Here is a 21,662-nt window from a genome sequence, read left to right on the forward strand (position 1 = left end):
GTTGAAAAAGGCCGCTGTTGCGACGCAGAGGGATCAGTGATTCAGTCTGTCTAATTGGCAGGACTGAAGATCATGATGGGGCATCGGCAAGTCGAACAGGCTGCGTTGTTCTATGAGTTTTCGCTCGATAGGCATATTCCCGCCGACCACTTGCTCCGGTCGATCGATAGATTTGTCGACCTTGAACAGGTCAGGCAGGACCTGGCACCTTTCTACAGCAGTATCGGTCGACCTTCGATCGATCCCGAGCTGATGATCCGGATGCTGCTGATCGGTTACTGCTTCGGCATTCGATCGGAGCGGCGCTTATGCGATGAGGTTCACCTCAATTTGGCCTATCGGTGGTTCTGTCGGCTCGGTCTGGATGGCGCGGTGCCGGATCACTCGACATTCTCTAAGAACAGGCATGGCCGCTTCCGGCAGAGCGACCTCTTCCGTCGCGTATTCGAGAGCGTGTTGGGCCGCTGCATCGAGGAGCGACTGGTCGGCGGAGAAGGATTTGCCGTTGACGCGAGCCTGATCAAGGCCGATGCCAATCGGCAGAAGGGGATCGAAGGCGACAAGGGGCTTCCACCGGAGGCTGCCGGCCGAGCGATCGATGAGTATCTGGCTGTCCTCGATGATGCCGCTTTCGGAGCGGCGACTGAGGTCACGCCGAAGTTCGTGTCACCCTCCGATCCAGCGGCGCGCTGGACCGGGGCGCACGGTGGCCAAGCCTTCTTCGCCTACTCAACGAACTACCTGATCGACGTCGAGAACGCGATCATCGTCGATGTCGAGGCGACGACGGCAATCCGGCAGGCGGAGGTGTTGGCCGCCAAACGCATGATTGAGCGCTCGCTCGAACGGTTCGATCTCTATCCGAACCGGCTCCTCGGTGACAGCGGCTACGGCTCGGCCGAGATGCTTGCCTGGCTGGTCTATGAGCACGGCATCGAGCCGCACGTTACAGTCTTCGACAAGTCCGCCCGCACAGACGGGATCTTCTCGCGCGATGACTTCACCTATGACCATGCCGGGGACCTCTACCGTTGTCCCAGCGGTAAAGTTCTTACCACGACCGGAACGCTGGTGAATGATGGCGCCACCATGCTTTACCTCGCCAGCAAGTATGATTGTGATCGCTGCGCATTGAAGTCCCGGTGTTGCCCTAAGCAGCCTTCACGGAGGGTGCCGCGCTCGATCTACGAGGGCGCTCGCGACATGGCGCGCCAGATCGCAAGATCATTGGAGGGCCGCACTTCGCGTCGGCTCCGCAAGAAGATCGAGATGCTGTTCGCGCACCTCAAGCGCATTCTCAAGCTCGATCGCCTGCGACTAAGAGGCCCGAACGGCGCGCGTGACGAGTTCACCCTCGCAGCCACCGCTCAGAACCTTCGCAAGATGGCCAAGCTGATCCCGATGCAAATCCCCAGGCCCGCTTAGCGGGGGGACCAACCGCTAAGCCGCTTCGGAGCTGGCGCCAATACATCGGACTACTGCAGACTTTTTCAACGAAATCGGCCCCAAGCTTAACACCACGAGAGCCGCCGCGACGTCTGCTGTCTGAGGGAAGCCGGACGCCGCCCCACAGATAAGCTGACGCCCGCTTTTGACCCAACGCGGAAGTTGGCTCGGTCCTGCGAATGTAGGAATGTCCTTCCGGCATAACTTGCTGGGGCCAGTTTGCTGGAGGGGCAACGACCGAAACGGGCTGTTGTTGGACAAGAGCAAGTGACGAATTCAACCCGTCGTCTCTTGGCCGCCTTGATGGGATTCTTGACCGAGTTAAAGTGGCAAATTCCACGGCCGTAGCCGGCCAACTGACGGTTGCCTCAATGCGGGAACTCCTGTTCTTCGTCATGTCGAGCTTCTGGGCGGGCGCCGCGCATGCGGCGACGCCGGGTCACGGCAAGACGATCGCGGCCGCCTACATCGTCGGCGCGCGCGGCAAGCCGATCGACGCGGTGATCCTGGGAATTTTCGTCACGCTGTCCCACACCAGCGGAATCGTGCTGGTCGGCGTGCTCGCCTCACTCGGCTCGACCTGGCTCCGGCCGCAGCGCATCGAAGCCTACCTGGCGGCCGCGGTCGGCATCCTAGTGATCGTGCTCGGCCTATGGATGTTGTGGACGCAGCGCGATCTGGTGGCGCTCGCGATGGGCGAGCCAGGCGAGGTCGCCAATCGAGCGGATGCTCATGCGCAGGACCATGCTCACGACCACGCGCATGACGCGGGTCACGACCACCCGCCTGGCCATGGGCACGGCGAGCCTGTGATCTGGCACAGCCACGGATTCGGCAAGGTCCACGCCCACCGGCTGGATGTCGTGGCCGAAAACCGTCCGAAACTCCCAGTGCTGCTGGCGCTGGGTATTGCGGGCGGCCTACTCCCCGATCCAGCCGCGCTCGCGCTGCTGCTCGGCGCGCTGTCGAGCGGAAAAGTCCTCCTAGGCCTAATCACCGTCTTGGTGTTCAGCCTCGGCTTCGCGGCAACGCTCGTGGTGGTGGGCATCGTTGCCGCGAAGGTCGGCGAGAAGGTGCTCGACTGGCTGGCCAGCATCTGGATGATCCGCCTCCAGATCGCCACCAGCCTGCTGATCGTCGGCATGGGCGTGGTGCTGACCATCCGCGCGGTGTCCGAGCTGGCAGCGCTGCCAGCGGGCTGAATCCGTAGTTCGCACCACCTAAAGCGCGATGAGATTAGGATTGATCGTCATCGCGCTTTAGGTTGTTGTTTGAGCATGATCTTTTCGGAAAACCGCTGCGCACTTTTTCGGATCATGCTCTAGCGGCACACCCTACTGGGTTTGCCGCGAGTACCATAAAAACTCCAAATCCACCTTGAAATCCACTGTTACCGCGCACCCGCATACCTGGCCGGCAGCATGCCGACATATCCGCTGATGTCGGCGTACCAGACATTGCCGTCGCGATCGACCGCAACACTGAACGGCCGGGCGTTGTCGCGGGGAAGCGCAAAGGCCGTGATGCGGCCGTGGCGCAACCGCCCGAGGCTTCCACTGCGCATCATGCCGAACCAGACGTCATCGTTGGGAGCTACGGCAATGCCGCTGAGGCCTGCATTTTCGCGGGCCGCCTCGACATCCCAGAATTGTCCATCCTTGAAGCGCCCGATGCGATTGGCGCGGAACTGCAGAAACCACACCGAGCCGTCGGAGCCGACGGCAACATCCGTCGGTACGGCGCCGCGGCGCGGGAGATCGATTGTCCGGCTGGTCCCGTCGGCGGCGAGGTTGAGCAGCTGGTTGCCGTTCTGCAGCGTCGCCCATATGGCGCCGTCGGCCGTCGCGGCGACCCCATAGGGTCCGCCGCGTGCGGAATCGATCTGGTGGCGGGTAAAGACGCCGTCCTTCAGCCGGGTCACGCCATAGCCGGTCGGCTCGGCGAACCAGGCCGCGCCGTCGGGCGCGAGCGTCAGCCGCCCGGGGCGCACAATCGGGGTGTCCAACGCAAACCGTGCGATCTCGCCGGCGCTGCTGACGCGCGCGATGGCGCGTCCGGCGAGGTCGGTGTACCAGGCGCTGCCGTCGGCGGCGACCGCCAGGCCAAGGGGCTCGACGTTGCGGTTTGTCGTCGGCAGCCGCTCGAGGCGGCCGTCGCGCAGACGGCCGATCGCATCGGCATGGTCGATGGTGAACCAAATGCTGCCGTCGGCGCCTGCCGCAATCGCGATCGGGGCATCCTGCGGCTCGCTCATGCGGTACTCGACGAATTTTTGCACCGGCACGGCGCGCATGATGAGAAACGCGACTCCAGCCAACACCGCGATGCCGAGCACCCCGGCTGATATTCGCAGCATCAGCGGCCATGCGCGGATCATCGCGGCGAATGTGTGGTGGCGCGCCGGCGCGACAGGTGCCACGCCGCGAGAACGCCGCCGATCAGCATCAGCCCACAGAACGAGAGCCCGCCGGCGAGGCTGATCGGGTCGATGCGCGCCAGCAGGTTGCCGCCTTCGACGGCAGTTCGCCAGACTTCGGCATAGGGCATCAGCGAGAACACCGCGTAGATCACACCCGCATCGTTCGGATCGCGGGCGAGCGGCCCGGCCTCGATATGGATCGGAAGGTTGTCTTCTTTTGGCGCCCAGGTTTGACCGCCGTCCTCGCTGCGATAGACGCCACGATCGGAGGAGACCACGAGCGTGGTTGCGTCGGCGCTCGCCGCGATTCCGCGCACCCTCGCTCCCGCCTGAGTCAGCGAACGTCCGACGGAATGCCAATCGGCGCCGAGGTTATCGCTGACGACGATCCGGCCGCCTGCCGCCGCCCAAATGCGTTGCGGCCGCGTCGCATCGGCCGCGATCATGTCGACCGGCGCATCCGCGCCGCCAAAACCGGTATTGCGCCAGTTGCGCCCTCCATCGTCGCTGATCATCGCCCGGCTGTCGATCACGGCCGCCAGAAGTTCGGCCGATCCCGGGATCGCCACTAGCGCCGTCATCTCGCTCGTTTGCGACAATCCGGGCACGACGGCAAAGCTGCGGCCGCCATCCTGGCTCGCGAACAGCCGGCTGCGGCCGAGCAGATAGAAGCGATCCTTCGCTGCCCCCGCGACCAGCGCCCGCGCAGGGATCGCGGAAGAAGGCGCTTCGGCGCGCCGCCAGCCGTTCTGGTCACGAAGAAAAACGCCGCTGGTGGCCGCACACATGGCCAGTTCACCGTCCGGCGAGAAGGCGAGCGCAAATACCGCGCCGATGATGACGCCGGGCCCCTCCGGCACCCAGCTGCGCCCGCCATTGCGCGAACTCAGGATGCCGAGGTCGGTGCCGACCAGCAGGTGCAACGAATCGCGTGGATCGACAGCAATGACGAGCGCAGCATTGAGAAACAGACCGACATCCGCATTGAGCCAAGCCGCGCCGAGATCGCGGGAACGAAACACGCCACCATAGCTGCTCGCATCATGCGACGACGCACTGCCGGACAGCAACATGCAGGCGAGCGCGAACGCCAACTGACGCACCCATAGGGCCAATCGGCGCAACCCGATCTGCTTTTTTCCAGCTTCAATAAGAAGCGGTCGGGCTGGGAAGGCTGGTCCCACCCCGAGCACACCATTCATGGCTTGCGCGATTTCTCACCCGGCGCCAGCGCAATTTCGGCCATCCGTCCGCCGTTCAACGCGACCCAGGAATTCTTCGTCAGCGGATATTTTTCGGTGTAGCTCAGCGGCTCGTGGGCGGCGACGCAGTTGTTGTATCCGCCGGTGATCTTGTAGCACTTCTCGTAGGAGAGAAACTGCTGGACCGTGTCGGTCTGCTGCACGTTCGCCGTCATCCAGTCGCGGATGCCCTCGTATGACGAGAACGCATCCGAGCCGAACACCAGCTTGCCGATGCTGGTCGGCACCTCGAGCAGCTGCGAGCCGGCGGTATGGGCGCGGAACGCCGGATGAATCCGCACGCCCGGCAGGATCTCCATCTCGCCGTCGACGATCACCGCCTTGCCCTTCAGCACCTTGCCGTAGACTTCCTCGATGGTGAGCGGCATGTAGCCGCAAGCAGGCGTACGATTGCAGCCGCCGGGATCGGAGTTGACCGCCCGGATGTGCGGCTCTGGATAGTTGAGCGCCCACTCGATCGCCTTGAGTTCCTCGCGCTGGACGTAGAGTACGGCATTAGGCAGGTCGGACAATTGGCCGGCGTGATCCCAGTGGGCGTGGCCGATCACCACCTTGGTGACATCGGCGGCATTCAAGCCGAGAACCTTCAACTGGTCCGGCAGCGGAGCCCAGTGCTCCGACCCGGTCATCTTCAGATAGTCCTGCTGCTTCCAGCCGGTATCATACAGGATCAACTCGGTGCCGCACTTGATCACGCCGATGTTGACCGGGAGATCGACGCTCGGAATGTTGCTCTCCGGCTTGGTACTGCCGGGCACGAAAGCACGATCCGGCATGAACGATCCGAACGGGACGTTCATGAAACGGCTACTCTCGATCAGCCATGCCGAACAGACCGGTTGCTGGGCTTGTGCAGCCGCGCTGAACAGGCACGCCAGCCCCGCCATCATTGCGGCCCACGCGAACGGACGGGTTCGTAACGCACGCTTTCTCATTGTCTTCCTCCCTGCAGCTTCTTTGAGCTTACCTGATTGAGATTGGACTGCGCTTGTCTCTTCACCTGCGATTCGATGGCCTTATCTTGTCTCGATGCGAACCGGCCTCCACTTCAGCCGAAAACGCTTCAATGCGGCTTGTATTGTCCCGGCCACAGCACTTCGCCGACGCGCAGCATGTCTTCGGAAGCCCTCACATCCATGCGGTGGGCCTCGCCGAGATGTTGCGCGTCGCCATCCTCGGTGAATTTCAGTATTTCGGCGGCGGCGTTAGCGTAGAGCGCCATGGCGCCGACATATTGCGCTTGCGTCCCGGACAGCGACGGCGGCGCATTCATGGTGCGGACCTGCGTTTCGGCGGCATGGAAGAATTTCGCCAGCGGCTCGATCTTTCGTGCGAACGCGCGTGGGTCCCGATCGTCGGTCTGATAGGAGATGCCGGCAAAGCTCATCGCTACCGCCGACCGGGTTGCCTCCCGGTGGAGGGCCCATAATTCTGTCGCGAAGCGTTCCTCATCCGCGGTCAATGCCGGCGGCTGGGTTTTCTCGGCTCGTGCTCCGCTGGTTTGCGCCGTGGGTTCCGCCACCGACCGCGGCCGGATCTCGTGCAGCCACGCGGCACCGGTGGTTGCTGCGAGCGCCACAACGACGCCGGCCAACAACAACGGCCGCCTACCGGGCATGCCGATCGTCCGAATGGCGTATCCTCCATTCAATTTGTCGTTGCGACACTGTATCTCTCGGTTCCCCCGATGGTCAACCGAAACAGGTCTTGCGGAAACGCATGTTGCCGCTGATGTCGTGCGCCAGCCGTCAGCGCGGTTCCCAACTCGGCGCGTCGGTGAACAGGCCGCCTTCGGCAAAGCCGATGGCATAGATCAGGATCACTCCGAAGACGAAGCTGATCAGGCCCGACGCCACACGGAGCCGCCAATTGAATTTCGGCAAATTGACGGCGGTGAACGCGAACGGCGCTGACAAGATCAGCGTGATCAGCATCATACCGACCACAGTGCCGAGCCCGAACAGCAGCAAATAGCCAAGCGCTGCGACCGGTTCGCGGATGATGGACAGCACCATCAGGGCTGCGGCGGCCGATCCTGCAAGACCGTGCACGAGACCGACCACGAACGGTCGCAGCCACTGATAGACCGCCATTCGCCCAAACGCACTGCGGTCGAGCTGCGCCAGCGGCGTCTGGTCTTCGGCGTGCCCGTGCGCATCCGAGTCATGACCGTGTGGGTGCGTGTGCACGTAGTCGCCATGCGCATGCAGGTGATCGTGAAGATCGTGCGAATGTCCGCCTGGGATACTCGCATGGGCATGGGCTGCGCCCACCGCCCGGCCCATCCCGGTCAAGGTGAGAATGCCGAGCAGGACCAGCATGATGCCGACGGCGAATTCCATCGACAGACCGAGCTTTGGCGGGATCACGACCCCGAACACGATGATCGCCGCGCCGACCGCCATCACCGTCATGGTGTGCCCGATGCCCCAGGCGGCGCCGATCAGCGCCGAGCCCGCCATGCTGCGCTCGCGACTGACGATCGTGGCAATGGCGACCACGTGGTCGGCGTCGGTCGCATGCCGCATCCCGAGGAAAAAACCGAGAAACAGGAAGGACACAACGTTCAGGGCAGTTCCGGTCATTGCGCACGTACCAAAATGGCGACCCCCGTCCATTATTAAACAGCATTTAGACCCAACACCAAATTCCCCTATGCGCGTGCGCCCGTGACATGGCCGCGGTGCGGGGCATGCCAGCCGACCCCGCGTGCTCTTGGAACAGGATGTCCCGAGCTATGGTCCTGGCCCCAAGCTGAACACCACGAGAGCCGTCGCGACGTCTGCTGCCTGAGGGAAGCCGGACGCCGCCCCAATGCTGCTTTCGCTAAAGCTTAAGGTATTCGAAAACAGCAGCGCAAATGCCTCCGACGACGACCAATGCAGTCATGCCGATAAGCCCAAGGTGCGATTGACACTTGGCAATGATCATAGCTTCGTGTTCATCGTACCCGAGCCGCTCAGATAAGCCGAGCGCGTCTCTGAGCCCCATATTGACACTGCATTGCCTGATGTTCGCTCACGCGAGACGAACTTCGACGAAAAGAATTGCGCGATGGGATGTGGATGAATCGTCATCGCGCTTTAGGCTGTTGGCTACGCATGATCTTTCCGGAAAACAGCTTCGCACTTTGCGCTAACGCGGTCCTTCGGGTCCGGATCATGCTTTTAGCAATCGTGTTTGCATTGGCGCTGGCGGGCACCGCGGCCAACGCGCAGGGTACCAGGTCCGGACCGCCGAGCGCGCCGGCCGTTGCCGGCGTGAATGGAACAACGCCGTTCCTGTTTGATGGACGAATGCGAGGTGATGGCGCCCGGAAGAAGGCACTCGCCGACGATCATCACCCGAACGCTGGCGCCGTTGTCATGCCACCGAAAACGAGCGAGCCCGGACGATAAGTCCGCAGCCCGCATTCCTACAGCTTCCCGAACTCATCCAGCGCTCGGATCACCAGGGGCATGAACTCATCGCCGCCACCGTGGCCGGCGTCGCCGAGAACATGCAGCCTGCTGGTCGTCCATCGCCTGTGCAGTTGCCAGGCCGTGGACAACGGTCCAGAGACGTCGAAACGGCCGTGAATCAAGGCGCCGGGAATGCCGTTCAGCTTCGTTGCGTCGCGGATCAATCGACCATTCTCGAGAAACGCCGCGTTGCGCCAATAGTGCGTGACGAGCCGGGCAAATCGTAGCCGAAATTCCGCGTCGTCATATCGCGGATTGGGCTGATGTCCCGGCGTCAGCGAGACGTGCGCGTCCTCCCAGAGGCACCATTCCCGCGCGGCTGCATCGCGAACCGCCTCGTCGGCGTCCGCCAGCATGATCGCGTAAGCATCGACGAGCGGGAGGCTGCGCAGACGCCGGGGGACAAAATCGGAAAAGCGCTCCCATTCCCTTGGAAAGATGCGCCCGACATCGTGGGTGATCCACTGCACCTCGTCACGCGATGTCGTAGTCACAAAACCGAGCACCATCGCTTTCACCCGCCGCGGATGGGCTTGCGCGTAGGCAAGGCCGAGCGTGGTTCCCCAGGACAGGCCGAGGATGATCCAGCTTTCGATACCGAGCAGATCGCGCAGCCTCTCGATATCCGCGATCAGGTGGTGGGTGGTATTGCTTGCCAGGTCCGCGCCCGATTCACTTGCAAGCGGAAGGCTCCGACCGGAGCCGCGCTGATCGAGCAGCACGGCCTTGTAGACGTTCGGATCGAAAAACCGCCTTTGCCCGATAGAGCAACCCGTGCCAGGACCGCCATGCAGGAAAAGCGCCGGCTTGCCGGTGGGATTGCCGCAACATTCCCAGTAAATCCGGTGACCATCCCCGACATCCAGCAATCCATGCTCATACGGCTCGATGGGCGGGAACTGAGCCATCGCTTTTTCTCTTGAGTTGGATCGAGGGACTTCGGGAAGCCTTCCTATCCTATCGCGCGACGCCAGGGCAATTCATTGCCCGAGCTGCCCAAGCACGGCGGACCACAACGCGAGCGGCTCCCTGAGGGCTCCCGGCTCGGACGGCTTCTGGCGAACGGCCGTGTGCACCATGACGAGCTTCGAGGCCGGATCGACCAGGATGACCTGGCCGCGGATGCCGATCAGGGCAAATCTGCGCTGCTCGCCGGGGAGGAGCCAGACCTGATAGCCGTAGCCGAAATAGGGCGTGGCCACGCGCGGCGCGAGATGGCCATCCTCCGGCCTGACGGTCGTGGCATCCAGCAGCCACTGCCGAGGAATCAACTGACGACCGTCCCAGGCGCCGTCGTGTGCGAGCAGCCGGCCCAGACGCGCATAGTCGCGCAAGGTCGCGTTGAAACAACAGAACGCAATCTCCTGCCCGCCGCTATCGATCGCCCATGAGGCATCCGCTTCAGTGCCGATGGCATTCCAGATCCGGTCGTGGAAATAGTCGGCAACCGGCGTACCCGTGGCGGCGCGCAGGACGAGGCCGAGGATCTCGGTTTCCGCGCTGGCATAGTGCCACCGGGTACCCGGCGGTGCGGTTCTTGTATTGAATTGCGCGACGGCGGCGGCGGGGTCTTTCGTCTCTTCAATGAACAAGGCTCGCCCAAGCCGGGCGATGTCATCGTTCCCGTCATAGACTTCCGAGAATTCGACGCCCGACGACATATTCAGCAGGGCCCGGATGGAGGTGTTTCCATATTCCTTACCTGCAAGGCCGGGGACGTAGGTTGAGACGAGGTCGTCGATCGACTTGATCCGTCCCTCCGAGACCGCGATCCCGACCAGCATGCCCACCAGCGTCTTGGCCATGGACTGCGAGAGAAAGCGGTCCTGGTCGGTCCGCGCATATTGATAGTGCTCGTACAGGATGGTGTCGTCCCTGGCGATCAGGAGTCCCGTCACCGGGTTGCGCTTGAGATAATCCGCGATGCTCAGCCGCTCGGACCCGAAACTGTAGGCGATCGATGGCTCCGGCGCGCGCTTGAACTGCCAGGGCGTCGTCGCGCGCGCGATCGGACGGGACGGGTAGATCTCGCCAAAATGGCTGTAGACCCCGACCAGTTGGTCAAGCCGGGCGGTGGTCCCCCGCGTACCGACCGGATAGCCGGACGCCGCGCCGTAAAGCTCGGCATCGGGGCCGCTGTCCGAAAACACCGGCCCCGGCTCGCCGAGGGGGCTTCGGAGGTCCTCTGCGCAAACCAAGGGCGCCGAGAGCGCGGAGGCGAGAATGACAGACGCAAAAAGCCAGCGGCAACTGCGCGGCCTGCAGAGCGCTCCCCAACTCATTGGCCTTCCTCCTCACACCTCGTCGCGTGTGCGCTTGTGAGAACGACTTGCGGGCCGGTGACGAGAGGCATGCTATCACGAGGGGTGGATGGAGTCAGCATGAAGACCATAGCCGACGTCGGCCGACATCTCCGTTTCAGATGGCAAACCTCCGGCACCACCGACATCGCCATCACCCGATGGCAAAATCGGCCGCCGTCTCCGCGTGAATCGCGGTCGTGTCGAATGTCTCGACCGTCGTGTCACCCTGCCCGACCAGCATCGTGATCTCGGTGCAGCCGAGGATGATGCACTCGGCGCCCGAGGCGACCAGCGCCGCCATCACGTCCTGATAGCGGCGGCGCGAGGGCTCCGCGGTGACGCCAACGCACAGCTCGTCGTAGATGATGCGGTTGACGTCGACGCGCGCGTCTGCGGGAGGAACGAGGACGCCGAGATCATGCGCGCGCAGCCGCTCGATGTAGAAGTCCTCCTCCATTGTGAACTTCGTGCCGAGCAATCCGACGCGCCGGTATCCTTTGGCCCGGATGCGCTCAGCCGTCGCGTCGCCGATGTGGATGAAGGGAATGGTCAGCTTCGACGTGATCTCGGGCGCCAACTTGTGCATCGTGTTGGTGCACAGCACGATGGCGCGCGCGCCAGCGCTTTCGAGGCGGCGCGCGACCTCGGCAAGGCTGGATGCTGCCTCCTGCCAACGGCCGGCATACTGCATCTGCTTGATCTCCTGGAAATCGTAGGAGTACAGCAGCAGCGGCGCCGAATGCAGCTTGCCCAGCCGATCGCGGACGCGCTCGTTGATGAGCTTGTAATAGAGCGCGGTGCTCTCCCAGCTCATGCCGCCAATCAGGCCAATGGTTCGCATCCTCGTGCCTTTCAAGAAATGTCCCGACCGGATCGTAGACGATGAGAGAGGAGCTCGCCATCACGATGCGGAGCAACGGGTGCATTGAACCCGATCCGGCTTCAACGACACTATCCCCTGCGTAGGGATCGGCCTCGCCCGTTCACGGGCGATACGGCGGAGCATCTGGCATGCGAAAACGAAACTGGCGATTGATTGCGGTGGGCACGGTGCTGCTGGTGCTGGCCGTGCTGTTCTTCCTGTCGATGCGCGACATGACGCTGTGGTCCAATGATCCTGTCGCCCTGATGCGCACGGTCGGGGAGGTCTCCGGCGCCGTCGGCGGCATCAGCCTCGTCATGATCGTGTTCGGCCTGATCGGCCGCAAGGCCCCGGTCTGACCAAGCGTCGTTCCGGAAGGCGGGTCACGGCAGCATCACGCCTCCGCTAGGAACGGAATAACAGGTCGCTGGCGCAAATCTGGATGTCAGAACCGCGCATCTCGCGCGGACGCCATTTGGAGGCCTCGATGATCACCTCGAAGCTGTTGCTTGTGCTCGCCCTTGCATCGACGCTTGGCGCCGCGTCGGCACAATCGTTCCATCCGGCGGCGGCCGGAAAGGAAACGACCACCCGACCCTGGACGGCGCCGGTCGGTCATCGCCAGCCGCGCGCATCGGACGTTCCCGCGACGACGATGGGACCGCTGGATCAGGAGGATGCTTACATCGACAGCAGGATCGCCGGCATCTGCCGGGGCTGCTGATCGGGGGATTTTGCAGCCGACCTCCACTTCTGAGCCGAGGCGGTCGTCGGCGCTCGCCGCCGCGCTGTCCGCCACTGCCCCCGCAGCGGACGTCGCGGGTAGAGCCTAACGCAACAGGGGACTTTATCGAGCTCCTGCTGCTCGTTCGGGCTGTCAAGCCGCGGTTCGTTGATACATGCAACGCAACGTCGCATGGCCGACCTTCCATCGTCGGGATATCTTCTCTACTTTCAGATGCAGGGAGCTTGCCATGCACTTCTGGGCCAAAGTCCTCATAGCCGGTCTCATTCTCTGTCCTTGGTATGTGGCGCCAGCTATCGGAGATGACGTCAAGCAGATAAGCGTCGCCGGCGTGCAGTTCGCCTATATCGAGGCTGGGCAAGGCGATCCCGTTGTTTTGGTGCACGGCGGACTTCAGGACTATCGCTTTTGGAATGCGCATGTTCCGGTGTTCGCGAAAAATCACCGTGTCATCTCCTACAGCCGGCAAAATCATTTTCCGAATGCAACGAGCAAGGACGGTCTGCCTGATGCCGCGGCAGATGTTCACGCTGAGGATTTGGCCGCTATCCTGTCGGGGCTCGGCATAAAGCAAGCTCACATCGTTGCCCACTCAGCCGGCGCACATGCCGCACTGTTCTTCGCCGCCAATCACCCTGAGATGGTGAAAACGCTTATCATCAATGAACCCCCGGCCACCGGGTTGCTCACCGGAGCAGCCGGAGGTACGGAGATCCTGAAGGAATGGAACGTTCGGTTTGCGTCCACACGGGAGGCATTCCGAAATGGCGAGATTGATGCCGGGCTCCGGCTCTTTGCGGAAGCTGTCGGCGGACCCGGCACCTACGACCGGCGGTCCGAGAGTGATCGCAGGATGATGTCCGACAATGCGCTGTCTTCCGTCGCAGACGTGACCAGTACCCGTCCACGTCCGGTGTTCACCTGTGACATGGCAAAGCGCATTTCAGTGCCGACGCTTTTGACAAATGGTGAGCGCAGTCCCGAGTTTTTCCAGCGCATCGCTGACGAACTGGAACAATGCCTGCCTCAACGAACTCGCGTAAGAATCCCCGGCTCATCTCACACTGTTCCAGGAGAAGCCCCTGACGCCTATGACGTGGCCGTGCTCGCCTTCATCGCGAGCCACTAAAGCGCGATGAGATCAGGATGGATCGTCATCGCGCTTTGGCTTGTTGTCTGCGCATGATCTTTTCGGAAAACCGCTGCGCACTTTTCCGGATCACGCTCTAGCGAAGTGCGACTGCGGCCGAAATGGCACGGAAGATCGATGAACTCTGCGAAGCGCGGCCGACCGCCCGTTGACGCGGCCGCGCCCCGACGCTAAATGGCCATGTCGGAAAAGGCAGACTTGGTCTGGTAAGCCCAAGTCCTTTCGGTAACGAAAGCTCTGGTCTTTGGCCTCGCGCCCGAGATCCCCACGACGAACAACGGTCGCCGGTCAGGCGATCCCTCGTTCGTCCGTGAGGTCCTCGGGTTCGGGAAACGCTCCGGTCGAACATCGACAGTCGAATATCGACAACGGAGCTTTTCATGCAAAATCCCGACACCATTCCCTATGACGTCATCATTGCCGGCGCAGGTCCCGTCGGCCTGTTCCTGGCCTGCGAGCTCAGGCTTGCGGGCTGCTCAGTGCTGGCGCTGGAACAGGCGCAAGATCCGCATTCGCCGCTCAAGGGCCTGCCGTTCGGGCTGCGCGGGCTTTCAGTGCCGACCATCGAGAGCCTGGATCGCCGCGACCTGCTGGATGATCTCACACGCCGCGCCGCCGGCCGCGACACGCCGGCGGCCGCGCACTGGATGCAGCAGCAGCGCCGCCCGGGCGGCCATTTTGCCGGCATCCAGTTCTTCCACGACCAGATCGACAGCGCGCAATGGCCGTATCGCCTGCCCGGTCCGATCGGCAGCATCGCGGCCGACATGGCGAGCATCGAGGCCGTTCTCGCCATGTGCGCGGGGACGCTGGGCGTCGAGATCCGGCGCGGCTGCGGCGTCGAGTCTCTCACGCAATCGAACGATGGCGTCACCGTTGAAACGGCTGGCGGAATGGTCCAGGGCCGCTGGCTGGTCGGCTGCGACGGCGGACGCAGCATAGTGCGAAAGGCCGCCGGTTTCGAATTCACCGGCACCGATCCGGAATTCACCGGTTATTCCGCGCTGGCCGAGCTGGCCGACCCAGGCGTGCTCGCGCCGGGCCGCCATTACACGGCGTCGGGCATGTACACATTTGCGGCCCCTGGCACGATCGCCATGGTCGATTTCGACGGTGGTGCCGCCCACCGCAGCGATCCGGACCGCGGCCATATCGAGGCGGTGCTGCGCAAGGTCTCGGGCCTCGACGTGAACGTGACGGCCCTTCCCCTCGCCACCACCTGGACCGACCGCGCCCATCAGGCGACCTGCTATCGCAAGCGCCGCGTCCTGCTGGCGGGCGACGCTGCGCACATCCATTCGCCGCTCGGCGGCCAGGGCCTGAACCTCGGCCTTGGCGATGCCATGAACCTCGGCTGGAAGCTCGCCGCGACCATTCGCGGCAATGCTTCAGCCGGCCTGCTCGACACCTATGGGGCTGAACGGCAGCCGGTGGGAGCACAGATCCTCGACTGGTCGCGCGCCCAGGTCGCCCTCATGCGTCCGAGCAGGAGCTCGCGCGCACTCGAAGCCATCATCCGCGATCTCATCGACACGCGCGACGGCGCGACCTATTTCGCCGAGCGCGTCTGGGGCATCTCGCTCCGCTACGATCTCGGCGATGCCCATCCGCTGGCGGGCCGCAGCGCGCCCGATTTCGCGCTCGCCGACGGAAGACGGCTGGCCGAGCTGCTCAGGACAGGAAGAGGGCTGCTGCTGGACTTCGACGCCCGGCCATCGCTGCAGGCGCTTGCGCGCCGCTGGATCGACCGGATCGATCATGTTGCAAGCGAGCCTGAGGATCGGCTGGGATTGAGCGCTTTGCTGGTGCGCCCTGACGGCATCGTGGCGTGGGCCGGCGGGGAGCCGCCTGACCTCGAGGAGGCGGCTCGCGCTATGGTGCGATGGTTCGGTGAACCCGTGAGGCTATCGTAGCGCCCTGCACGCGCCTACGACGTCTTCTTCGCCTCGACGTATCGCGCAAAACTGTCGAGGATCGCCTGCCAGCCGCCTTGCTGCTGCTCGACCGAGTGCGTCGTCTCAGCATCGAAGACGACGCGGACGGTGACGCCCTTCGGACCGGGGACGAACTCGACTTCGGCCTTGCGATCGCCAAACGCATATTCGATCAGCTTGTGCTCGACGATCGTCGTGTAGGTGCCGGCGAAGTCGAAGCCCATGCTGCCGTCCTTGGCCTCCATGCGCGACGAGAATAGGCCGCCCTCCCGCAGGTCGACCGTGGCCTTGGTCGTGTGCCAATCGTCGGACGCGGCGTTCCACTTCACGATGTCGGCAGGCGTCGTATAGGCACGCCAGACCTGATCGATGGGGGCGGCGACGCTGGTTTCGACGGTGATCCTCATGGGCATTGCTCCAGTTGCGGCTTTGACGACTCGAATTGACGAAATCACTTCCACAGGTGCCGGGTCCATGTCCAGCACGTCCCGGGACGTGTCTCCCCAAGGACGATCGAGACCGGTCCGTGCCGACATGGTGCGGCCGTCAATTCGCAAAAAAATTGAAAAAGTGTCGTCGGCGTGTCTGCCGGCTGTTGGCTCCGGCTGATCCGGAGCTTCGAGCCTGTAGGGGCGCTTCGCATTCCCCGCGCAAAGCTATCGACGGGGCGCCGAGAGCTCGTAATTCACGCAGTCCATCTTGATGTCGTACGGACCCTGATAGATGCCGTCGCTGACCCACCGATAGACCTTGCGGTAGGTGGTGATCTGCTCCGAGCGCGGTTGATGGCCGGCCGGACGATTGACATCGGAGATCGTCTTCGACGACGTCTCGGTCAGGGTCAGCTTCTCGTCGGGATGGTCGTCACGCGAAAACACCATCTTCGTGGCAAGCCCCGAATTGTTGTCGGCTGCGCGGAAGCTCGAGCTCAAAAGCTCATCGTTGACCGCACCAAGCAGCGGCCCGCCGACCCAGCCCTTCGGCAACATGATCAGCGCGGAACGATTGAAGATGATGACCGGTGCATCGCCGCTCGGCAGCACGCCCCGGCAGCCGTAACGCCATTCGCTGGCCATACCGGGCGAGGCATTCGCCATGAAGGCAAATGCGAGCAGGCCCAGGAGAATGGAGCGAAGCGAGCGATTTTTGGCGATGGCGGGAATCACGTCGCGCATGGCAGGTCAGATCGGCCTTGTCTTCGCGCGAATGGCCATCGACCGCTTGAGGGTCTGTTGGGCATCGGCATAGCGCCCCTGATCCCGGTAGAAACCGGCGAGGTTCTCCAGGACACCTGCGAGGTCCGGATGGTTCGGACCGAGGGTCTTCTCCATCGCGGCCGCCGACCGCTTGAACAGCCGCTCCGCCTCGGCGTTGCGGCCCTGACGCGCATAGAGCGCGGCCAGATTGTTTTGCGCCTGCGCGACGTCGGGATGATCGGGACCGAACGCCTTCTCGGTCACCGCGATCGACCGCTTGAGCAGCCGTTCGGCATCGGCGTAGCGATGCCGATTGATATAGGCGTCGGCCAGATTGTTCATCAGCACCGTGGCTTCGGGATCGTCCGGTCCGAGCGCCTTCTCGAGCACGGCGAGGCCTCGCTTGAACAGCGGTACAGCCTGGTCGTAGCGGCCCTGATTGCTGTAGACGGCGCCGAGATTGCTCAACGCCAGCACCATCGACGGATCATTGGTTTTCTCGCCAATGGCGATCGACCGCTTGAGAAGCGGCTCCGCTTCCGCGTAACGCTCTTCCGCGCGGTAGAGATCGCCCAGATTGTTCAGCACCATCGCGACTTCGGCATGATCCGCACCGAGCGTCTTCTCCCGGATCGCCAGGGCGCGCTTGTATAGCGGCTCGGCGACCGCGTATTGGCCGAGATTGTAGTGGATCGTGCCGAGGTCATTCAGCGGCATCGCGACGTTCGCGTCGTCGGGGCCGAACTCCTTCTCGCGAAGGGCCAGGGATTTCTGGGCCAATGGCAGCGCTTCGGTGTACTTCCCGGCACGGTAAAGCTGCTTCATTTGCCGCGTGAGCGCGCCCGCCTCGTCCTCTTCGGCATGGGACGGCGCGGCAAACGACAGGCTCAGGGCGAGCGCTGTCACCGCGACACGGATCGATGCTTTCAGGGCCTTCATCGCACGCTCCTTCGTCGCGGCTTTTCGGGACTTACGCGCCGTTGGTGCGCCCGGACGCCGGACAGGTTCAATCCGGGCGCCCGGCCTCTCCGGTTGAACCAACCGCAACGCCGGCCACACCAAACCAGGTCGCACCCATGCACGATCGTGTATCCCGCCGATCGAGGCGCGACAGCAATGAAACGGGTCCATGCATGCGGTTCTTCCTGTGTGAGGTCGTCGCCCGCATCGTTGCGGTCTATCTGTGCGTCGATTGCGTCCGCATGCTGCGGGATGGCTATACCGAGCGCAAAATGAGGGCTTCCAGTCCCGATCTCGTGGACTGGCTGCTGGACTGGTCGCGGCTGGTTTTCCAGCGGGACACCGCGCCGGTCCAATACTGGATGGAGATGGGGCGCCAGGCCGTGTGCCTCGCGGCGTGCCTCGTCGTTGCGATCTTCGGGTGGTGGCTGCCGAACGGCTGAGGCGGGCCCTTCGGCCGAACCCGATGTCACTGCACTCAAAGCGCGGGCAGACCGGGCGGCGGCTTACGCATGTTCGACGCCTGCTCGTAGGCGTAGGCGAGGCGCAGCAGCTTGTGCTCGTTCCAGGCGCGGCCGGCGAAGGTGACGCCGAGCGGATAGTCGGGCGTGTCCTTGCCGTCGGCTCCCGAGACGAAACCGCCGGGTACCGCGACGCTGGGATAGCCCGCCCTGGCGGCGATCGCCGCGCCAGTCGCGCCGGGGAACAGGACGGCGTCGAGCCTGTGCTGGTTCATGTAGGCGTCCATGCCGCGCGTCCTGGCGGCGAGGAGGTCCATCGCGCGCGCCGATCTGTACACGCGCTCGCTCAGATCGCCCCTGGTGCTGTTGGCGGCGAGGAACAGGTCCTGACCGAAGCGCAGCGCCTTGTCGGCATGAGCCGCGTTGAAGGCAACGATGTCCGCGATGGTCTTGATGTCGCTGTGGGTCGCCCAATCCTTCAGGTAGAGATTGAGATCGTGCTTCAGCTCATAGAGGAAAACGATCCGCTGCGTGACCGCATTGCCCTTGTTGCCGCTCAGCGGATTGCGATTGAGCACCGCCATGATCGTGCCCGGTCCGCTCATCCAGCCCGCCGCCGGCATGCTGGCCCGCACGATGACGGCGCCGAGATCCTCGAGCACCTTGATGGTCTCGGCCATCAACCTGGCACCGTCAGTCGGCAGCTTGCTGTAGTAGGGATCGTTCAAGGGATCGGCGGGGTCGCTCGGCACGCCGATGCGTGCGCCTTTCATCGCATCGCGCGCGAGGCCGGCGGTGTAGTCGGCCGGCCTGCGCTGCCGCTCCGTCACGGGATCGAGCGGGTCCTTGGCAGCCAGCACATTCAGCAGCATCGCCGCATCGCGCACGGTGCGCGTCATCGGCCCCGCGGTGTCCTGGCTGTGCGCGATCGGCACGATGCCGGCACGACTGATCAAACCGACGGTCGGCTTTACCGTGACGAGGCCATTCCGGCTGGCAGGGTGCAGCAGCGAGCCCGAGGTCTCGGTGCCGATCGAGGCCGCGCACAGACCAGCGGCGACAGCGACCGCCGAACCCGAGCTCGAGCCACCGGGATCGACGACCGGGATGCCCCGATCATCCAGCAGCGCCGGCACGTAAGGGTTCTTCACCTGGCCGCCGAGCGAGGAATAACCCCCCGGCATATCGATCGCGAGAATGTTGGCGAACTCCGTCAGGTTCGCCTTGCCGAGGATCACGGCGCCGGCATCCCGCAGCAGCTTGACGATGGTGGCGTCGGCCTTGGCACGCGCCCCCTCGAGCGCCAGCGAGCCCGCCGTGGTCGGCTGCTTGTCCCCGGTCGCGATGTTGTCCTTCAGCAGGATCGGCACGCCGGCGAGCGGCCGTTTGGCCGACGGCCTGACGCCGTCGAGCTTGCCTGCTATCGCGCGCGCGTCAGGATTGAGCGCGCGCACGGAGTTGAGCATGAGCCCGTTGCGGTCACAGTCCTCGATGCGCGCGAGATAGGCCTCGGTCAGCGCCGTGGCGGTGACGTGCCCGCTTGCCAACGCATCGACGATGTCGCCCATGGACGCGTCCTCGAGCTCCAGCCCGGTCGCCGCGGCGCGTGTGACGGCCGGGGCGGAGCGAGCATCGCGCCGGGATGGCTTCGTCATAAGGTGCCTCTTGGACGGTATCCTGCGAATATGCTACCAAAGGTAGCATTAACTGCAATTCCGCGACAAGCCGATTGCCATGGACTACACGATCCGGCCCGCACGCGAGGACGACGCAGCTGACATCAGCGGCGTGATCTTGCGTGCGCTGCGCGAGACGAACGCAAAGGACTATACGGACAAGATCATCGCGCGGGTCGCGCGCAGCTTCAGTCCCGACGCCGTGCGGGAGCTGATCCGAAGGCGCCGCGTTTTCGTTGCCAGCATCGGCAGCCGCATCGTCGGAACGGCAAGCCTCGACGGAAGCGTGGTCCGCACGGTCTTCGTCGCTCCCGACGTTCAGGCCCGCGGAATCGGCAAGCTGCTGATGGCGGAGATCGCGCGCACGGCGCGCGAGCGCAACATTCCATTGCTGACCGTCCCTTCGTCGGTCACGGCCGAGGCTTTCTATGCAAAGCTCGGGTTCAGTGCCGTGCGCGACAGCTATCATGGTGACGAGCGCACGATCATCATGGAGCGGCAGCTGGATGACCGGTCCGAATGACCGCTTCTTCGTCTTGATCCCAGACATCAAATAGATCACCATCGCGCATCTCACCGCTCACGGCAGAAGGAGCGAGGAAGCGCGCATGAACGCAACTCCGGGAGTTGGTCCGGTCGAACGTGCCCGCGCCCTCGCGCCGCTGATCGCGGGCGAGGCAGACGAGATCGAACGGACGCGGCGGCTGACGCCGGCGGTCGTCGCCGCGTTGATCGACAACGGCCTCTATCGCGCGCTGCTGCCGCAAAGCCTCGGCGGCGCGGAAGCCCCGATCGAGAGCTTCATGCAGATGCTGGAGGAGCTCGCGAAGGCGGATGCGTCCACGGCGTGGTGCCTCGGCCAATGCAGCGTCTGTGCGATGATCGCGGCCTGGCTCGATCACGATACCGCGCATGAAATCTTCAACACACCGCCCGGCATCCTCGCCTGGGGCGCGATCGCGCATGAAGCGCACGCCGTCGAGGGCGGCTATCGCGTCACCGCGCGCTGGGATTTTGCCTCGGGCTCGCGGCAGGCGAGCTGGCTGGGCGCGCATGTGCGTATCGTCGGTAGCGATGGCGTGCCGCGCAAAAATGCCGAGGGATCACCGGAGGTGCGCACCATCCTGTTTCCGCTCGCAAGCGCCGTGCTGCACGACGTCTGGCAGGCGATCGGGCTCGCCGGCACCGGCACGGACTCATACGAAGTGCGCGACCTCTTCATCCCCGAGCGCTTCACCGCGTTCCGCGACGTGCCGGCTGCGCTGGTTGAGAAGGGGCCACTCTACAAGATCGGTACCGGCTCGACATTCAGTTTGGGTTTCGCCGCGGTGTCACTGGGCGTCGCGCGCGCCACGCTGGAGGCGGCCATCGCGCTGGCGCGGGCAAAGCATCAGTCGCTCGCGGGAAGCGCCATGCGCGACAACGGGGCGGTGCAGGGCCTGATCGGCCGCACCGAGGCGGATTTGCGCGCCGCGCGCGCCTATCTCTATGCGACGGCGAATGCGATGTGGCGCGATCTCTCAGCGACCGGCGAATTCAGCGCGGCGCATCGGAGCGCCGTGCGGCTGGCGGCGACCTGGACCATCCACCAATCGGGACGCGTGGTCGACACCGCCTATCACATGGCCGGCGCGACGGCTGTGTTCCGCAGCCATCCATTCGAGCGCCGCTTTCGCGACATGCACGCGATCGCGCAGCAGATCCAGGCGCGCGACACGCATTACGAGGACGTCGGTAAGATGATCCTTGCCGAAAACCGATAGTCGGGAAGTCGCGGTGCTGTTCGC

The 21,662-nt window shown here is 63.9% G+C and carries 22 protein-coding genes; 10 read left to right on the plus strand and 12 right to left on the minus strand.

All coding sequences use genetic code 11. The features are described from left to right. Positions 1 to 72: 72 nt before the first annotated feature. Entirely contained in the window at positions 73 to 1,425 is a 1,353-nt protein-coding gene (locus AAFG16_RS44695) for an IS1182 family transposase (protein ID WP_342735506.1), read from the plus strand. A gap of 392 nt (positions 1,426 to 1,817) precedes the next feature. After that, a complete protein-coding gene (locus tag AAFG16_RS44700; protein WP_342735508.1) occupies positions 1,818 to 2,648 on the plus strand; it encodes a sulfite exporter TauE/SafE family protein in 831 nt (276 codons plus the stop codon). Between the two features lie 188 nt (positions 2,649 to 2,836). On the opposite strand, the gene AAFG16_RS44705 is transcribed toward AAFG16_RS44700, so the two are convergent. The 5 genes from AAFG16_RS44705 to AAFG16_RS44725 form a co-directional block, all read right to left on the minus strand. Beyond that, the gene (locus AAFG16_RS44705; protein ID WP_342735510.1) at positions 2,837 to 3,865 is read right to left on the minus strand and encodes a hypothetical protein; all 1,029 of its coding nucleotides are present in this window, start codon (positions 3,863 to 3,865) and stop codon (positions 2,837 to 2,839) included. After that, positions 3,820 to 5,067: a hypothetical protein gene (locus AAFG16_RS44710; RefSeq protein ID WP_342735512.1), complete on the minus strand. Its 1,248-nt coding sequence runs from the start codon at positions 5,065 to 5,067 to the stop codon at positions 3,820 to 3,822. Before AAFG16_RS44710 ends, AAFG16_RS44705 begins: the two co-directional genes overlap by 46 nt. Then, the gene (locus AAFG16_RS44715; RefSeq protein ID WP_342735514.1) at positions 5,064 to 6,062 is read right to left on the minus strand and encodes an MBL fold metallo-hydrolase; all 999 of its coding nucleotides are present in this window, start codon (positions 6,060 to 6,062) and stop codon (positions 5,064 to 5,066) included. Before AAFG16_RS44715 ends, AAFG16_RS44710 begins: the two co-directional genes overlap by 4 nt. A gap of 128 nt (positions 6,063 to 6,190) precedes the next feature. Further along, entirely contained in the window at positions 6,191 to 6,721 is a 531-nt protein-coding gene (locus AAFG16_RS44720; protein ID WP_342735516.1) for a hypothetical protein, read from the minus strand. Between the two features lie 154 nt (positions 6,722 to 6,875). Further along, positions 6,876 to 7,712: a hypothetical protein gene (locus tag AAFG16_RS44725; protein ID WP_283082521.1), complete on the minus strand. Its 837-nt coding sequence runs from the start codon at positions 7,710 to 7,712 to the stop codon at positions 6,876 to 6,878. 516 nt (positions 7,713 to 8,228) lie between these two features. On the opposite strand from AAFG16_RS44725, the gene AAFG16_RS44730 reads away from it, so the two are divergent. Next, on the plus strand, positions 8,229 to 8,525 hold the full coding sequence (locus AAFG16_RS44730; RefSeq protein WP_342735518.1) for a hypothetical protein: 297 nt from the start codon (positions 8,229 to 8,231) through the stop codon (positions 8,523 to 8,525). 17 nt (positions 8,526 to 8,542) lie between these two features. Here AAFG16_RS44730 and pip read toward each other — a convergent pair whose 3' ends face one another. The 3 genes from pip to AAFG16_RS44745 all read right to left on the minus strand — a co-directional run bounded on the left by pip (position 8,543) and on the right by AAFG16_RS44745 (position 11,732). Beyond that, entirely contained in the window at positions 8,543 to 9,496 is a 954-nt protein-coding gene (pip, locus tag AAFG16_RS44735) for a prolyl aminopeptidase (protein ID WP_342735520.1), read from the minus strand. A gap of 72 nt (positions 9,497 to 9,568) precedes the next feature. After that, the gene (locus AAFG16_RS44740; protein ID WP_342735522.1) at positions 9,569 to 10,738 is read right to left on the minus strand and encodes a serine hydrolase; all 1,170 of its coding nucleotides are present in this window, start codon (positions 10,736 to 10,738) and stop codon (positions 9,569 to 9,571) included. A gap of 304 nt (positions 10,739 to 11,042) precedes the next feature. After that, on the minus strand, positions 11,043 to 11,732 hold the full coding sequence (locus AAFG16_RS44745) for an aspartate/glutamate racemase family protein (RefSeq protein ID WP_342735524.1): 690 nt from the start codon (positions 11,730 to 11,732) through the stop codon (positions 11,043 to 11,045). A 170-nt stretch (positions 11,733 to 11,902) separates the two neighbouring features. Between AAFG16_RS44745 and AAFG16_RS44750 the strand changes: the two genes are divergently transcribed. The 4 genes from AAFG16_RS44750 to AAFG16_RS44765 all read left to right on the plus strand — a co-directional run bounded on the left by AAFG16_RS44750 (position 11,903) and on the right by AAFG16_RS44765 (position 15,561). Further along, a complete protein-coding gene (locus AAFG16_RS44750) occupies positions 11,903 to 12,112 on the plus strand; it encodes a hypothetical protein (RefSeq protein ID WP_342735526.1) in 210 nt (69 codons plus the stop codon). Positions 12,113 to 12,240: 128 nt separating this feature from the next. After that, a complete protein-coding gene (locus AAFG16_RS44755; protein WP_283082527.1) occupies positions 12,241 to 12,477 on the plus strand; it encodes a hypothetical protein in 237 nt (78 codons plus the stop codon). Positions 12,478 to 12,727: 250 nt separating this feature from the next. Further along, the gene (locus AAFG16_RS44760) at positions 12,728 to 13,627 is read left to right on the plus strand and encodes an alpha/beta hydrolase (RefSeq protein ID WP_342735530.1); all 900 of its coding nucleotides are present in this window, start codon (positions 12,728 to 12,730) and stop codon (positions 13,625 to 13,627) included. Between the two features lie 401 nt (positions 13,628 to 14,028). After that, complete coding sequence (locus AAFG16_RS44765; RefSeq protein WP_342735532.1) at positions 14,029 to 15,561, plus strand: FAD-dependent monooxygenase; 1,533 nt, start codon at positions 14,029 to 14,031, stop codon at positions 15,559 to 15,561. 14 nt (positions 15,562 to 15,575) lie between these two features. Here the strand turns inward: AAFG16_RS44765 and AAFG16_RS44770 are convergent, their stop codons facing one another. The 3 genes from AAFG16_RS44770 to AAFG16_RS44780 all read right to left on the minus strand — a co-directional run bounded on the left by AAFG16_RS44770 (position 15,576) and on the right by AAFG16_RS44780 (position 17,717). After that, a complete protein-coding gene (locus tag AAFG16_RS44770; RefSeq protein ID WP_283082530.1) occupies positions 15,576 to 15,989 on the minus strand; it encodes an SRPBCC family protein in 414 nt (137 codons plus the stop codon). Positions 15,990 to 16,238: 249 nt separating this feature from the next. Beyond that, on the minus strand, positions 16,239 to 16,757 hold the full coding sequence (locus tag AAFG16_RS44775; RefSeq protein WP_342735535.1) for a hypothetical protein: 519 nt from the start codon (positions 16,755 to 16,757) through the stop codon (positions 16,239 to 16,241). A gap of 6 nt (positions 16,758 to 16,763) precedes the next feature. Next, the gene (locus tag AAFG16_RS44780) at positions 16,764 to 17,717 is read right to left on the minus strand and encodes a tetratricopeptide repeat protein (protein WP_342735537.1); all 954 of its coding nucleotides are present in this window, start codon (positions 17,715 to 17,717) and stop codon (positions 16,764 to 16,766) included. 194 nt (positions 17,718 to 17,911) lie between these two features. Here AAFG16_RS44780 and AAFG16_RS44785 point away from each other — a divergent pair, with 194 nt between their 5' ends. Continuing rightward, entirely contained in the window at positions 17,912 to 18,181 is a 270-nt protein-coding gene (locus tag AAFG16_RS44785; protein WP_342735539.1) for a hypothetical protein, read from the plus strand. A 35-nt stretch (positions 18,182 to 18,216) separates the two neighbouring features. On the opposite strand, the gene AAFG16_RS44790 is transcribed toward AAFG16_RS44785, so the two are convergent. Then, positions 18,217 to 19,854, minus strand: a complete 1,638-nt coding sequence (locus AAFG16_RS44790) for an amidase family protein (protein ID WP_342735541.1) — start codon at positions 19,852 to 19,854, stop codon at positions 18,217 to 18,219. 79 nt (positions 19,855 to 19,933) lie between these two features. Between AAFG16_RS44790 and AAFG16_RS44795 the strand changes: the two genes are divergently transcribed. Together AAFG16_RS44795 and AAFG16_RS44800 are read left to right on the plus strand one after the other, a co-directional pair. Continuing rightward, on the plus strand, positions 19,934 to 20,398 hold the full coding sequence (locus AAFG16_RS44795) for a GNAT family N-acetyltransferase (protein ID WP_342735543.1): 465 nt from the start codon (positions 19,934 to 19,936) through the stop codon (positions 20,396 to 20,398). An 85-nt stretch (positions 20,399 to 20,483) separates the two neighbouring features. Then, positions 20,484 to 21,638, plus strand: coding sequence for an acyl-CoA dehydrogenase family protein (locus AAFG16_RS44800; RefSeq protein WP_342735545.1), 1,155 nt, complete (start codon positions 20,484 to 20,486; stop codon positions 21,636 to 21,638). Positions 21,639 to 21,662: the final 24 nt, after the last annotated feature.

This window comes from Bradyrhizobium sp. B117, from assembly GCF_038969555.1.
In the GTDB taxonomy this organism is placed as follows: domain Bacteria; phylum Pseudomonadota; class Alphaproteobacteria; order Rhizobiales; family Xanthobacteraceae; genus Bradyrhizobium.

Bases quoted from the DNA above. Each gene is read 5' to 3' on its own strand.
- AAFG16_RS44730 (WP_342735518.1), top strand. From the start codon at position 8,229: ATGATCTTTCCGGAAAACAGCTTCGCACTTTGCGCTAACGCGGTCCTT.
- AAFG16_RS44755 (WP_283082527.1), top strand. From the start codon at position 12,241: ATGATCACCTCGAAGCTGTTGCTTGTGCTCGCCCTTGCATCGACGCTT.
- AAFG16_RS44775 (WP_342735535.1), bottom strand. From the start codon at position 16,757: ATGCGCGACGTGATTCCCGCCATCGCCAAAAATCGCTCGCTTCGCTCC.
- AAFG16_RS44760 (WP_342735530.1), top strand. From the start codon at position 12,728: ATGCACTTCTGGGCCAAAGTCCTCATAGCCGGTCTCATTCTCTGTCCT.
- AAFG16_RS44790 (WP_342735541.1), bottom strand. From the start codon at position 19,854: ATGACGAAGCCATCCCGGCGCGATGCTCGCTCCGCCCCGGCCGTCACA.
- AAFG16_RS44725 (WP_283082521.1), bottom strand. From the start codon at position 7,712: ATGACCGGAACTGCCCTGAACGTTGTGTCCTTCCTGTTTCTCGGTTTT.
- AAFG16_RS44700 (WP_342735508.1), top strand. From the start codon at position 1,818: ATGCGGGAACTCCTGTTCTTCGTCATGTCGAGCTTCTGGGCGGGCGCC.
- AAFG16_RS44695 (WP_342735506.1), top strand. From the start codon at position 73: ATGATGGGGCATCGGCAAGTCGAACAGGCTGCGTTGTTCTATGAGTTT.
- AAFG16_RS44780 (WP_342735537.1), bottom strand. From the start codon at position 17,717: ATGAAGGCCCTGAAAGCATCGATCCGTGTCGCGGTGACAGCGCTCGCC.
- AAFG16_RS44745 (WP_342735524.1), bottom strand. From the start codon at position 11,732: ATGCGAACCATTGGCCTGATTGGCGGCATGAGCTGGGAGAGCACCGCG.
- pip (WP_342735520.1), bottom strand. From the start codon at position 9,496: ATGGCTCAGTTCCCGCCCATCGAGCCGTATGAGCATGGATTGCTGGAT.
- AAFG16_RS44800 (WP_342735545.1), top strand. From the start codon at position 20,484: ATGAACGCAACTCCGGGAGTTGGTCCGGTCGAACGTGCCCGCGCCCTC.
- AAFG16_RS44750 (WP_342735526.1), top strand. From the start codon at position 11,903: ATGCGAAAACGAAACTGGCGATTGATTGCGGTGGGCACGGTGCTGCTG.
- AAFG16_RS44770 (WP_283082530.1), bottom strand. From the start codon at position 15,989: ATGAGGATCACCGTCGAAACCAGCGTCGCCGCCCCCATCGATCAGGTC.
- AAFG16_RS44795 (WP_342735543.1), top strand. From the start codon at position 19,934: ATGGACTACACGATCCGGCCCGCACGCGAGGACGACGCAGCTGACATC.
- AAFG16_RS44710 (WP_342735512.1), bottom strand. From the start codon at position 5,067: ATGAATGGTGTGCTCGGGGTGGGACCAGCCTTCCCAGCCCGACCGCTT.
- AAFG16_RS44765 (WP_342735532.1), top strand. From the start codon at position 14,029: ATGCAAAATCCCGACACCATTCCCTATGACGTCATCATTGCCGGCGCA.
- AAFG16_RS44715 (WP_342735514.1), bottom strand. From the start codon at position 6,062: ATGAGAAAGCGTGCGTTACGAACCCGTCCGTTCGCGTGGGCCGCAATG.
- AAFG16_RS44785 (WP_342735539.1), top strand. From the start codon at position 17,912: ATGCGGTTCTTCCTGTGTGAGGTCGTCGCCCGCATCGTTGCGGTCTAT.